Annotated in this window: 12 protein-coding genes; all 12 read left to right on the forward strand. The window is 74.3% G+C overall.

What is annotated here, in order from left to right:
* The first annotated feature begins 2 nt into the window (after nt 1–2).
* The 12 genes from lysA to B1A86_RS03955 all read left to right on the forward strand — a co-directional run bounded on the left by lysA (nt 3) and on the right by B1A86_RS03955 (nt 13262).
* Nucleotides 3–1475 (forward strand): diaminopimelate decarboxylase, encoded by a 1473-nt coding sequence (gene lysA / locus B1A86_RS03900; RefSeq protein ID WP_078026021.1) that lies wholly within the window; start codon nt 3–5, stop codon nt 1473–1475.
* Between the two features lie 171 nt (nt 1476–1646).
* Nucleotides 1647–2969, forward strand: a complete 1323-nt coding sequence (locus tag B1A86_RS03905; RefSeq protein ID WP_036313081.1) for a homoserine dehydrogenase — start codon at nt 1647–1649, stop codon at nt 2967–2969.
* Between the two features lie 3 nt (nt 2970–2972).
* A complete protein-coding gene (thrC, locus tag B1A86_RS03910; RefSeq protein ID WP_036313078.1) occupies nt 2973–4085 on the forward strand; it encodes a threonine synthase in 1113 nt (370 codons plus the stop codon).
* A 3-nt stretch (nt 4086–4088) separates the two neighbouring features.
* A complete protein-coding gene (thrB, locus tag B1A86_RS03915) occupies nt 4089–5042 on the forward strand; it encodes a homoserine kinase (RefSeq protein WP_078026022.1) in 954 nt (317 codons plus the stop codon).
* Nucleotides 5043–5362: 320 nt separating this feature from the next.
* Nucleotides 5363–7432, forward strand: coding sequence for a transcription termination factor Rho (gene rho, locus B1A86_RS03920; RefSeq protein ID WP_078026023.1), 2070 nt, complete (start codon nt 5363–5365; stop codon nt 7430–7432).
* Nucleotides 7433–7547: 115 nt separating this feature from the next.
* Nucleotides 7548–8657, forward strand: a complete 1110-nt coding sequence (gene prfA, locus B1A86_RS03925) for a peptide chain release factor 1 (protein ID WP_010079025.1) — start codon at nt 7548–7550, stop codon at nt 8655–8657.
* On the forward strand, nt 8654–9556 hold the full coding sequence (gene prmC / locus B1A86_RS03930; protein ID WP_078026024.1) for a peptide chain release factor N(5)-glutamine methyltransferase: 903 nt from the start codon (nt 8654–8656) through the stop codon (nt 9554–9556). The genes prfA and prmC overlap by 4 nt, the downstream gene beginning before the upstream one ends.
* Entirely contained in the window at nt 9553–10284 is a 732-nt protein-coding gene (locus B1A86_RS03935) for an L-threonylcarbamoyladenylate synthase (protein ID WP_036341350.1), read from the forward strand. Before prmC ends, B1A86_RS03935 begins: the two co-directional genes overlap by 4 nt.
* A 9-nt stretch (nt 10285–10293) precedes the next feature.
* Nucleotides 10294–11433, forward strand: coding sequence for an MraY family glycosyltransferase (locus tag B1A86_RS03940; RefSeq protein WP_078026025.1), 1140 nt, complete (start codon nt 10294–10296; stop codon nt 11431–11433).
* Complete coding sequence (locus B1A86_RS03945; protein ID WP_036313059.1) at nt 11430–11864, forward strand: hypothetical protein; 435 nt, start codon at nt 11430–11432, stop codon at nt 11862–11864. The genes B1A86_RS03940 and B1A86_RS03945 overlap by 4 nt, the downstream gene beginning before the upstream one ends.
* Before the next feature lie 231 nt (nt 11865–12095).
* On the forward strand, nt 12096–12896 hold the full coding sequence (gene atpB, locus B1A86_RS03950) for a F0F1 ATP synthase subunit A (RefSeq protein ID WP_002857266.1): 801 nt from the start codon (nt 12096–12098) through the stop codon (nt 12894–12896).
* 150 nt (nt 12897–13046) lie between these two features.
* Nucleotides 13047–13262 (forward strand): ATP synthase subunit C, encoded by a 216-nt coding sequence (locus B1A86_RS03955; RefSeq protein WP_002857264.1) that lies wholly within the window; start codon nt 13047–13049, stop codon nt 13260–13262.
* Nucleotides 13263–13325: the final 63 nt, after the last annotated feature.

Below are 13325 nucleotides of genomic sequence, written 5' to 3' on the forward strand. Positions count from 1 at the left end.
GGATGAGGACGCCGCAGCCCGCCCCCGCCTCCCCGCTCGCCCCCGCCTGGCTCCCCGCACCGGGGGACCCGGACGCGCTCGTGCCCGGCCTGTGGGCCGCCGGCGTGGACCGCGCCGCCGACGGCGAGCTCACCGTCCAGGGCCTGCGCGCGAGCGCGCTCGCCGCGGAGTTCGGCACGCCGCTGCTCGTGGTGGACGAGGACGACTTCCGCGCCCGCGCCCGCGCGTTCCGCAAGGGCTTCGACGCCGCCTTCGCCGACCTGTGCGGGGGAGCGGACGTCTACTACGCCGGCAAGTCCATGCTCACCCTCTCCACCGCCCGCTGGGCCGCCGAGGAGGGCCTGCGCGTGGACACCGCCTCGGGCGGCGAGCTGGCGATCGCGCTGGCCGCCGGCATCGACCCGGCCCACATCGGCCTGCACGGCAACAACAAGTCGGACGCCGAGCTGCGCACGGCCCTGGAGGCGGGCGTGGGTCGGATCATCGTGGACTCGCTCGACGAGCTCACCCACCTGGCCGCGCTCGCGGCCGAGGCCGGCCGCCGCGCCCCCGTGATGCTCCGGCTGACCCCGGGCGTGCACGCGCACACCCACGACTTCATCGCCACCGCGCACGAGGACCAGAAGTTCGGGCTCTCCCTGGCCCCGGCCTCCACCGACCGGGACGGCAATGTGGCCGGCCGCTCGCCGGCCGCCGTCGCCGTGGCCGCGGCCCTGGCCGCCGAGTCGATCGAGCTGCTGGGCGTGCACTGCCACATCGGGTCCCAGATCTTCGAGGCCGAGGGCTTCGGGCTGGCGGCCGGACGCGTGCTCGAGTTCCTCGCCGAGGTCAAGGCCGAGCACGGGGTGGAGCTGGCCGAGCTCGACCTCGGGGGCGGCCACGGCATCGCCTACACGGCCGTGGACGAGCCCCGTCCGGCCGCGGAGATCGCCGACGCCCTCGCCGACGACGTCCAGAAGACCGTCGAGCGCCTCGGCCTGGCGTGCCCGCGCATCTCGCTCGAGCCGGGGCGGGCCATCTCGGGCCCCGCGGGGCTGACCCTCTACACGGTCGGGGTGACCAAGACCGTGGACGTGGACGCCCCCGACGGCGGCACCGCGGCCCGCCGCTACGTCGCCGTGGACGGCGGCATGTCCGACAACCCGCGTCCCGTCCTCTACGACGCCGACTACACCGCCGTCTCCGCGCGCCGCACCTCGGAGGCCGAGCCGGTGCTCTCCCGTGTGGTGGGCAAGCACTGCGAGTCCGGCGACATCCTCGTCCGCGACGTGTACCTGCCGGCCGACCTGGGCCGCGGCGACCTGCTGGCCGTGCCGGCCACGGGCGCGTACACGCACGTGATGTCCTCGAACTACAACGCGCTGGCCCGCCCGGCCGTCGTCGCGGTCTCCGGCGGGCAGGCGCGGGTGATCATCCGCCGCGAGACGCAGGAGGACCTGTTCGCCCGCGAGACCGATCCGCGCCTCGCCCGCTGAGGACGCGGGCACGGCGCACCCGGCCGCCGGCCTCGGGCCCGGGTGGGTCCGTCCCGCTCTGCGGACACCGAGTGTCGCGCGGCGGGACGGGCCGGGGCGCCACGCTAGATTCGAGGCCAGCCGGGCCGCGCGGTCGCGCGGGCCCGACCCCACCCTGGATCACGGAGGACCATGCCCCAGCACACCGATGCCCCCACCGCACTCAAGGTCGCCCTGCTGGGCGGCGGGACCGTGGGGTCCCAGACCGCCCGGATCCTCACCGAGGACGCCGACATCCTGCGGGACCGCGTGGGCGCCGACCTCGAGCTCACGGGCATCGCGGTGCGGGACACGGGCGCGACGCGCGACTGGCAGGCGGACCCGGCGCTCTACACCACCGACGCCGAGGCGCTCGTGGACGGCGCCGACGTCGTCATCGAGCTGATGGGCGGCATCGAGCCGGCCCGCACCCTGATCCTGCGCGCCCTGGCCGCCGGCACGTCCGTGGTGACCGGCAACAAGGCGCTGCTGGCCCAGCACGGCGAGGAGCTGTACGCCGCGGCCGCCGCCACCGGCGCGCAGCTCAGCTTCGAGGCCGCCGTCGCCGGCGCCATCCCGATCCTGCGCCCGCTGCGCGACTCCCTGGGCGGCGACCGCGTCACCCGCGTGATGGGCATCGCCAACGGCACCACCAACTTCATCCTTGACCGGATGGACTCCGAAGGGGCGGACTTCGACGACGCCCTCGCCGAGGCCCAGCGGCTCGGCTACGCCGAGGCCGACCCGACCGCCGACGTCGAGGGCCACGACGCCGCCGCGAAGGCCGCGATCCTGGCGACCATCGCGTTCGGCGCGCCGTACACCCTGGACCAGGTGGCCGTCGCGGGCATCACCGCGATCACGGCCGAGGACAACGCTGCCGCCGCGGAGGCGGGCTACGTCATCAAGCTGCTGGCGATCGCCGAGCGCGGCCGCGCCGCCGACGGCGCCCAGGGCGCGGTCCTGCGCGTGCACCCCACCCTGCTGCCGCGGGAGCACCCGCTGGCCTCCGTGCGCGGGGCGTTCAATGCCGTCTTCGTGGAGGCCGAGAACGCCGGCGAGCTCATGTTCTACGGTCCCGGCGCCGGCGGCGCCCCCACCGCCTCCGCGGTGATGGGCGACGTCGTCTCGATCGCCCAGCGCATCGTGCGCGGCGGCCCGGCGCGCCTGCGCACCCCCGTCACCGCCCTGCCCGCCCTGGACCCGGCCGAGGCCCACACCTCCTTCATGGTCGTGCTGCGCGCGGCCGACCAGCCCGGCGTGCTGCGCCGCGTCGCCGGGGTGTTCGAGGAGCACGGCGTCTCCATCGAGACGCTGCGCCAGGTCCCGTCCGAGCGCGAGGACGCCCCCGGCGCGTCCCTGCGGCTGATCACCCACCGTGCGCGGCAGCGCGACCTCGACGCCACCGTCGAGGCGCTCGCCGCCCTGGACGTCGTCCACGAGGTCGCGTCCGTCCTCCGAGTCGAAGGGAACTGACCCATGGCCCACCAGTGGCGCGGCGTCGTCCGCGAGTACGCCGACCGCCTGCCCGTCACCGAGGACACGCGCGTGATCACCCTCGGCGAGGGCGGCACCCCGCTCATCCACGCCCCCCACCTCTCCGAGCTGGTGCAGGGCACCGTGCACGTGAAGTTCGAGGGCATGAACCCGACCGGCTCCTTCAAGGACCGCGGCATGACCATGGCGATCACCGCCGCCGTCGCGGACGGCGCGAAGGCCGTCGTCTGCGCATCCACCGGCAATACGTCCGCCTCGGCGGCGGCCTACGCCGCGCAGGCCGGGATCACGTGCGCCGTGCTCGTGCCCGAGGGGAAGATCTCGATGGGCAAGATGTCCCAGGCCGTGGCCCACGGCGCGGAGATCCTCCAGGTGCAGGGCAACTTCGACGACTGCCTCGAGGTGGCCCGCAAGCTCGCCGAGAACTACCCCGTGTTCCTCGTGAACTCCGTCAACCCGGCCCGCATCGAGGGGCAGAAGACCGGCGCATTCGAGGTCGTGGACACCCTCGGCGACGCCCCGGACTACCACCTGCTGCCCGTGGGCAACGCCGGCAACATCACCGCGTACTGGAAGGGCTACCGCGAGTACGCCGCCCCCTACGTGAACCCGCACGAGGGCGCCTCGGACGCCGAGCTGCCCGCGGTGGCCACGAAGACCCCCGTGATGTGGGGCTTCCAGGCCGCGGGCGCCGCCCCGATCGTCCAGGGCCACCCCGTGACGGACCCGGACACGATCGCCACCGCCATCCGGATCGGCAACCCGGCCTCGTGGGAGCAGGCCGAGGCCGCCCGCGACGAGTCCGGCGGGATGATCGACTCCGTCACGGACGAGGAGATCCTCGAGGCCCATCGCTGGCTCTCCGCGAAGGAGGGCGTGTTCGTCGAGCCCGCCTCCGCCGCCGGCGTCGCCGGGCTGCTCAAGCACCACGCCGCCGGGAACGTGCCGGCCGGCAAGAGCTGGGTCATCACCGTCACCGGCCACGGCCTCAAGGATCCGCAGTGGGCCCTGCGCGGCGCCGACGGCGCCGACGTGACCCCGCGCTCGGTGCCGTTCGACGTGGTCACCGTCGCCCAGGCCCTCGGCCTGAGCTGAGCCATGGCCGCACCGCAGCCGCTGGCGCCCGGGACCGCCGCGTCCGTCTCCGTCCCCGCCACGTCCGCCAACCTCGGCCCCGGCTTCGACTCGATGGGCCTGGCCCTGGAGCTGCGCGACGAGGTGACGCTCACGGTCGTGGCGGGTCCCGACGTCGCGGAGGTCGAGGGGGAGGGGGAGGCCACCCTGCCGCGGGACGGGGCGCACCTGATCCTGCGCCTGGCGCGCGAGCAGCTGCGGGGCCGCGGGTTCACCGCGCCGGGGCTGCATCTGCGCGCCGTGAACCGGATCCCGCACGCACGCGGGCTCGGCTCGTCCGCGGCCGCCGTCGTCGCGGCCTACGCCGCAGCCGAGGCCCTGCTGCCGGCCGCGCTGCGCCGGGCACCCGCGGACCTGCTCGAGGCGGCCACCCGCTTCGAGGGGCACCCGGACAACGTCGCCCCCGCGCTCGTGGGCGGGGCCACCGTCTCCTGGACCCGCGACGACGTCCCCGGCCCGGCCACGGTGCGGCTGCGGCTGCACGAGCGCGTGGTGCCGGTGGTCGCGATCCCGGACACCGAGCTGTCCACCCACGTCGCTCGGGGCGTGCTGCCCGCCGACGTGCCCCACGCCGTGGCGGCGGCCCAGGCCGGCCGTGCCGCGCTGCTCGTCCACGCGCTGGCGGAGGACCCCGCGCTGCTGCCGGCCGCCACGCGGGACTGGCTGCACCAGGAGCCGCGCGCCGTGGCCATGCCGGCCAGCGCCGCACTGGTCGCGGGGCTGCGCGAGCGCGGCCACGCCGCCGTCGTCTCCGGCGCAGGTCCCACCGTGCTCGCGCTGTGCGACGGCGTTCAGGCGGCCGAGCACGCCGCGGAGGCGGCGCGTGCTCTGACGGCGGACGGGGCGGCCTCCTGGCGCGTGCTGGTGCCGTGCGTGGCCGTGGACGGTGTTAGGGTGGAATCACTCCACCACGGCTGACCCCACCGCCTCGCGCGGCCCGGGTCTCCGGTGCCCGGGCCAGTGACGGCCGGACGCACCGTGCGCCGTCGGCCGGAACCCCGCCGCGATCCATCCCGTGCTGCGCACGGCCGGCGTGCGGGACCCCCTCCGGCTCGGTCGAGTCCGGACGCCTCCGCCCCGTCACGCAGCGACTGCGCACGATCAGGGGAGGCGCCACTGATGAGTTCACACCATGAAACCCGGTTTTCTGGGGCGCCGCTGCGCGGCCCGACCGGATGCACACCGCAGCCCGACGCGCCACGCGCCGCCGGGCCGCATTCGAGGGAGAAGGAACCTTCGTGACCGAATCCACGGAACAGACCACGCCGACGAACGGCGGTGGCCTGGCCTCGCTCAAGCTCGCCCAGCTCCAGGCCCTGGCCTCTCAGCTCGGCATCGCCGGCGGCTCGCGCATGCGCAAGGCCGACCTGGTGACCGCGATCTCCGACCACCAGCGCGGCGGCTCCGTGGCGGACCGCGACGCCGCCGAGCGCGCGGCCCAGGCCCCCGCGGCCCCCGCCGCCGAGGCCGCCCCGGCCGCCGCGTCCTCTCAGGACGCGGCCCCGGCCGCCGAGCGCCCGGCCCGCCGCCGCTCGCGCCGCGCCGACGCCGACACCTCCGCTCCGGCCGCCGCCCAGGACGGGCAGCCCCAGGCCGAGGCCCGCGAGGACCAGACGGAGCAGGCCCCCCGTGAGACCGCCTCGGACCAGGATCGGTCCGAGGGGTCCGAGACCCGCGACGAGGGCGAGGGCCGCCCGCAGTCCGAGCGCCGCTCCCGCGGCCGCCGCGCCGGCGACGACGACGCCCAGCAGGGTCAGGACCGTCGCTCCGACGGCGCCCAGGGCGAGGACGGCGCGGACCGCCGCGGCGACAGGGAGGACCGTGACGACAACGGGCGCGAGAACGGCCGCGGCCGCAACGGCCGCAACGGGCGGGACCGCGACAACGGCCGCGACCGTGAGAACGGCCGCGAGAACAATCGGGACCGTGAGAACGGCCGTGACGGCTCGCGCGAGCAGCGCGGCGACAAGTCCGAGGACGGCGGCCGGGGCGACGGCGGACGCGGGGACCGCAGCCGCCGCGACGACCGCGACGACGAGGGCGGCCGCAACCGTCGCAACCGCCGCAACCGCAACGAGCGCGGCCGCAACCGCCGTGGCCGCGGCGGCCCCGAGGTCGACGAGACCGAGCTGACCGAGGATGACGTCCTGCAGCCCGTGGCCGGCATTCTCGACGTGCTGGACAACTACGCGTTCGTCCGCACCTCCGGCTACCTGCCGGGCCCGAACGACGTCTACGTCTCCCTGGCCATGGTGAAGAAGTACGGTCTGCGCAAGGGCGACGCCGTCGTCGGCGCGATCCGCGCCCCGCGCGACGGCGAGAAGCAGCAGCACCACGGCGGCGGCTCCAACCGCCAGAAGTTCAACGCCCTGGTGAAGATCTCCTCGGTCAACGGCCAGCCCGCCGTCGAGCACCCGCAGCGCGTGGAGTTCGGCAAGCTCGTGCCGCTGTACCCGCAGGAGCGCCTGCGCCTGGAGACCGATCCCAAGCTGATCGGCCCCCGCGTGATCGACCTGGTCAGCCCCATCGGCAAGGGCCAGCGCGGCCTCATCGTCTCCCCGCCCAAGGCCGGCAAGACGATGATCCTGCAGTCGATCGCCAACGCGATCAAGACGAACAACCCCGAGGTCCACCTCATGATGGTGCTCGTGGACGAGCGCCCCGAGGAGGTCACCGACATGCAGCGGTCGGTGGACGGCGAGGTCATCGCCTCCACGTTCGACCGCCCGGCGGACGACCACACCACCCTCGCCGAGCTGGCCATCGAGCGCGCCAAGCGCCTCGTGGAGATGGGCCGCGACGTCGTCGTGCTGCTCGACTCCATGACCCGCCTGGGCCGCGCCTACAACCTGGCCGCCCCGGCCTCGGGCCGCATCCTCTCCGGCGGTGTGGACTCCTCGGCTCTGTACCCGCCGAAGAAGTTCTTCGGCGCCGCCCGCAACATCGAGAACGGCGGCTCGCTGACCATCCTGGCCACCGCGCTGGTCGAGACCGGCTCGCGCATGGACGAGGTGATCTTCGAGGAGTTCAAGGGCACCGGCAACATGGAGCTGCGCCTGTCCCGCCACCTCGCGGAGCGCCGCATCTTCCCGGCGGTGGACGTCAACGCGTCCGGCACCCGCCGCGAGGAGGCCCTGCTCTCGCAGGAGGAGGTCAAGATCATGTGGAAGCTGCGCCGGGTGCTCTCCGGCCTCGAGCAGCAGCAGGCCCTCGACCTGCTCACCAACAAGATCAAGGACACCGCGTCCAACGCCGAGTTCCTCATGCTGGTCTCCAAGACCACGCTGGGGTCCAAGGGTGACGACTGACCGCCCCGTCGCACGGCCCCGTCCCGCCCGGGGGAGCTCGTCTCCGCCGGACGGGGCGGGGCCGTCCGCGTCGGACAGCCCGGCCCGCTGAGGCCGGAGGAGGAGAGGCACGCACGTGTTCGATTCGGAGCAGCGGCGCGAGGCCGTGGATCGGCTCCTGGCGGAGCATCGCGAGCTGACGGCGCGCCTGTCCGACCCGGCGGTGCACCAGGACCCGGCGCTCGCCCGGAGGCTGAACCGGCGGTTCGCCGAGCTCGGCGCCGTGGTGACGGCGCACCGCGCCTGGTCGGCGGCCGCGGAGGAGCTGGCCGACGCGCGGGAGCTGGCCGCGGCCGGCGACGACGACGCGGCGGCCTTCGCGGCCGAGGTGCCCGGTCTGGAGGCGGCCGAGGCGGAGGCCGCCGAACGGCTGCGCCGGCTGCTGATCCCGCGCGACCCCGACGACGCCCGCGACGTGATCCTCGAGATCAAGGGCGGCGAGGGCGGCGAGGAGGCCGCCCTGTTCGCCGGCGACCTGCTGCGCATGTACCTGCGCTACGCCGACTCCCGGGGCTGGAAGACGGAGGTCCTCTCCGCCACGCACTCCGACCTGGGCGGCTACAAGGACGTCCACGTGGCGGTGCGGGGGAGCGCGGCCGACCCGGCCGACGGCGTCTACGCCCGGCTCAAGTTCGAGGGCGGCGTGCACCGCGTGCAGCGCGTGCCCGTCACCGAGTCCCAGGGCCGCATCCACACCTCCGCCGCCGGCGTGCTCGTGCTGCCCGAGGTGGACGCCCCGGACGAGGTCCACCTCGATCCGAACGACCTCAAGGTGGACGTCTTCCGCTCCTCCGGGCCGGGCGGCCAGTCCGTCAACACGACCGACTCCGCGGTGCGTCTGACGCACCTGCCCACGGGGATCGTCGTCTCCATGCAGAACGAGAAGTCCCAGATCCAGAACCGCGAGGCCGCGCTGCGCGTGCTGCGGTCGCGGCTGCTCGAGCGGCAGCGGGCGGAGCAGGACGCCGAGGACTCCGCGGCGCGCGCCGCGCAGGTGCGCACCATGGACCGCTCGGAACGCATCCGCACCTACAACTTCCCGGAGAACCGGATCGCGGACCACCGCACCGGCTACAAGGCGCACAACCTCGACGCGGTCCTCGACGGCGACCTCGAGGCCGTGATCGCCTCCTGCCTCGCCCTCGACGAGGAGCGGCGGCTCGCCGCGCTGGGCGGGGACGCGTGAGCGCACCGGCCTGGTCCGCGCTGCTGCGCGACGCCGCCGCACGCCTGACCACGGTGGGCATCGACTCGCCGCGCGTGGACGCCGAGCTGCTGCTGGCCCACGTGCTCGGCCTCGACCGCGGCGCGCTGCTGGCCCGGGTGTTCGCCGGGGCCGTGGCCGAGCCCGCGCAGGCGGCGGCGTTCGAGGCGCTCATCGGACGCCGCGCCGCCCGCGAGCCCGTCCAGCACCTGACCGGCGTCGCGCACTTCCACGGGCTCGACCTGGCGGTCGGCCCGGGCGTCTTCGTCCCGCGGCCGGAGACCGAGCTGCTCGTGGAGACCGTCGTGGCCGACCTGGCCGCGCGGCCCACGGCGGGCGTGGTGGTGGACCTGTGCACCGGCTCCGGCGCGATCGCCGCGGCCGTCGCGGCGTGGGGCGAGGCACGGGGCCGCCCGCTGGCCGTCACCGCCGTCGAGCTCGACCCGACGGCGGCCGACTGGGCCCGGCGGAACCTCGCCCCGCGCGGGGTCGACCTGCGACAAGGTGATGCCCTTGTCGCATGCCCGGACCTCGAGGGCCGCGTGGACGTCGTCGTGAGCAACCCGCCCTATGTGCCCGAGGCCGAGGTGCCCGCCCAGCCCGAAGCGCGGCTGGACCCGGCGCGGGCACTCTACGGCGGGGACGCACCCGGGCTGCGGATCCCGCAGGCCATCGTGCACCGGGCGGCGGAGCTGCTCGTCCCGGGCGGCCTGTTCGCCATGGAGCACCACGAGACGCAGGGCCCGGCCCTCCTGGCCGCCCTCGGCGCGGACCCGCGGTTCATGGGCGTCCGAGTCCACCGGGACCTCACCGGACGGGACCGGTTCCTGACGGCGCGCCGGTCCGGCGAAGCCGCGGCGGGCGCGGAGGTGGAAGAATGACCGACGTGAGTGACTTCATCGACGTCTCGGATCCGGCCGCCCTCGAGAATGCCGTGGCCCGCGCCCGCGAGGTCCTCGCGGACCGCGGCTGCGTGGTCCTGCCCACGGACACCGTCTACGGCATCGGGGCGGACGCGTTCTCCCCCCTGGCCGTGGCCGTGCTGCTGGCCGCCAAGGGCCGTGGCCGCACCATGCCGCCGCCCGTGCTCATCGCGGACCGCCGCGTCATGGCGGGCCTCGCGTACGACGTGCCGGAGGAGGCCGAGGCCCTCGCCGAGCGCTTCTGGCCCGGCGCCCTCACGCTCATCCTCAAGTCCCAGCCCACGCTGACCTGGGACCTGGGCGAGACCCGCGGCACCGTCGCCCTGCGCGTGCCCGACGACGCGGTGGCCCGCGAGCTGCTCTACGCCGTCGGCCCCATGGCCGTCTCCAGTGCGAACCGCACCGGCATGGACGCCGCCACCACCGCCGACGCCGCCCGCTCGATGCTGGGGGAGTCCGTGGCCCTCTACCTCGACGCCGGCCCCCGCGAGAGCCGGGATCCCTCGACGATCGTGGACTGCACCGTCACCCCGTTCCGCGTGGCCCGGCAGGGCTCCGTGCCCCTGGAGGAGCTGCGCGCGGTGGTGCCGGACCTGCTCGCCGAGGGCGAGGAGCCCCCGGTCGCCGCCGATCGGATCGCGGCTGAGGACGCTGCCGCGGCGCGCCCCGCCGACCGGGAGGCCTGACCGGCCCCTATGCGCGCGTATCTCGTCCTGGTCATGGTCACGGCCGTCGCCTGCGGGGCCCTGACGCCCCTCATGCGCCGGCTGGGGCTGCGCGCGCGCGTGTTCACCCCGCTGCGCCAGCGGGACGTGCACCGGCACCCCGTGCCGAAGCTGGGTGGCGTCGCCATGGCCGCGGCCGTGCTGGTCGGCTTCGCCGTCGGGGGAGTCGTGCCGTTCCTCCAGGGGATCTACGCGGACGACGCCGCGATGCGCGGGCTCCTGGTCGCCGTCGCCGTCGTGCTCGTCGTGGGCATCGCCGACGACATGTGGGACCTGCGCTGGTGGGTGAAGATGGCCGGCCAGGTGCTGGCCGGACTCGCGGTGGCCCTCGGCGGGATCCGCATCGAGGCCATGCCGGTGGGCTGGATCCCGGTGGGGAACGAGACCACGCAGGTCATCCTCACGGTGTTCGCCGTGGTGCTGACGATGAACGCGATCAACTTCGTGGACGGTCTGGACGGCCTGGCGGCGGGCGTCGCGCTGATCGGCGGCTCGGCCTTCTTCGTCTACTCGTATCTGCTGACGCGGACCATCAACCAGTTCGACTACGCCAACCTCGCCACCCTGCTCATGGCCCTGCTCGTCGGCGCGTGCGTAGGCTTCCTGCCGTGGAACCTGGCCCCGGCCCGCATCTTCATGGGCGAGGTGGGGGCCATGCTCATCGGCCTGCTGATGGCTGCGGCCGCGGTCGCCGTGACCGCTGACGTGAACGCCCTGGACGGGATGCGCTTCCGCAACGTCCCCGCCTACATGCCGATCCTGCTGCCCGTCGCCGTCCTCGCACTGCCGCTCGCGGACCTCGCCCTGGCCGTGCTGCGGCGGACGGCCAAGGGCACCAGCCCCTTCTCGGCGGACCGCGGGCACCTGCACCACAAGCTCGTGGACGGCGGCTACACCCAGGCGCAGGCCGTCGGGCTGCTCTGGCTCTGGGCGTTCCTCGTGGCATGGGGCGCGGTGTCCCTGAACTTCGTGGACCACATGGTCGTCCTGCCCGTGCTCGCCGTGGCCCTGGCCGGAGCCGGCTACCTCACCCTGCATCCGATCGTGGAGCGCCGTCGCGCGGACCGGAACGACGCCGCGGCCCACCCGGACGAGCGGGGGGACGCGTGACCGGGGCGGGAGGTCGCCGACGCCGGCGCCGCTGGGAGAACCGCCGCGGCTGGTGGGGGATCCTCGGGTGGTCCCTGGCCGCGGCGGGGGTTGCCCTGGCGATCACGTGCGCCGCGTGGCTGCTCTCCGTCGGCGGGGAGGCAGCCGGGAGCGCCCTGCTGGGCGGTGGCGCGGTGCTTGCGCTCTCGGCGCTCACCGGGGTGACGACGGCACTCGTCTGGGACCGGGCGCGCGAGGCGGCGCTGCCGGTCAGCGTGGGGCTGTTCGTGCTCAAGATCGCGGTGTTCGCGGTGCTGCTGGGGGTCCTGCCCCGCCCCGGCTGGGTCCGGGCGGACGCGGCGGCGATCGCCGCCCTCGTGACGATCCTCGTCTGGCAGGCCGCGGAGGTCCTCGTCTTCGCCCGGACCCGCCGCGGGATCTACGCCGACTGACCCGCCCGAGGGGCGAAGACACGGAGCCGCGGGCCATGCCGTGGGCCCCGTCTGCGGTACGGAGCACGGGTCACCGTTTGGTATCGTTGGCGGCGAACACTTCGACGGCGTCCATCTGCCGCCATCCGTGTCTCGCATCGCACCGGTACCCCCGCAATGTCGCGGCGCCCGCCTGTGGTCCGGGGACGAGGCTGCGGTCCCGTCGACTGCATCACTTCGGAGAGGAACCGCGTGCTGACCCTCGTGCTGGCCAACGCATCATTCGTGCCCCCCACCATCTCTGATGGTCACCTCCCGGAGATCTTCCCCTGGGGTGCGGAGTACGGCACCGGCTTCGGCAAGCAGATGCTGCTCGTCCTGCTCTCCGTGGTGCTCATCACCGCCTTCTTCGCGTGGGCCATGCGCCGTCCCCGGCTCGTGCCCGGCAAGGCCCAGTGGCTCGCCGAGTCCGGCTACTCCTTCGTCCGGAACGACATCGCGAAGGACATCCTGGGCGAGAAGAACTTCAAGCAGTGGGTCCCGCTGCTCTTCGCCATCTTCTTCTTCGTGCTGCTGAACAACCTGTTCGGCGCCATCCCGGTGCTGCAGCTGCCGACCTTCTCCCACGCGGGCGCCGCCTACGGCCTGGCCCTCATCGTCTACGCGATCTGGATCGGCGTCGGCATCAAGCGCCACGGCGTGCGCTACCTGAAGCTGGCCGTCGTGCCCTCGGGTGTGCCCGGCTGGATCCTGCCGCTGCTCGTGCCGCTGGAGATCATCTCCAACTTCATCGTGCGCCCGCTGACCCACTCCCTGCGTCTGATGGCCACCATGCTCTCCGGCCACATGATCGTGATGCTCGCCGGCGCCGGCGCCGCCTACCTGATCACGCAGACCGGCAGCCTGGCCCTGCAGGGCACCGGCATCCTGGTCATCCTCGGCTCGGTGGCCCTGTACTTCCTCGAGCTGCTGATCATGTACCTGCAGGCCTTCGTCTTCACGCTGCTGACCGCGATCTACATCCAGGGCGCGATCGACGCGAACGACCACTGATCTTCCGGGGCCGCCTCGGGCACGACCCAGGCGGCTGCGGTACGGCGGGAGAGCCCGCCACCAGTCTTCCCGGCCCTCCGCAGGAGGACCACCCGGGAGGCCGACCCTCCACAACCCGGCCGGACACCTCGGCCTCGTGAAAGGAACACCATGGAACTGCACGGTTCGCTCAACATGATCGGCTACGGCCTCGCCGCCATCGGCTCCGCCATCGGCGTGGGCCTGATCTTCGCCGCCTACATCAACGGCGTCGCCCGTCAGCCGGAGGCCCAGCGCATCCTGCAGCCGATCGCCCTCCTGGGCTTCGCGCTCGCCGAGGCCCTCGCCATCCTGGGCCTCGTCTTCGCCTTCGTCATCGGCGCCTGACGCGCCGCGTCCACGGAGCGCCCGCACGGTGAGACCGTCGGTGCTCCATCTCCACAGGACTCT

The organism is Micrococcus sp. KBS0714, assembly GCF_002008305.4.
In the GTDB taxonomy this organism is placed as follows: domain Bacteria; phylum Actinomycetota; class Actinomycetes; order Actinomycetales; family Micrococcaceae; genus Micrococcus; species Micrococcus luteus.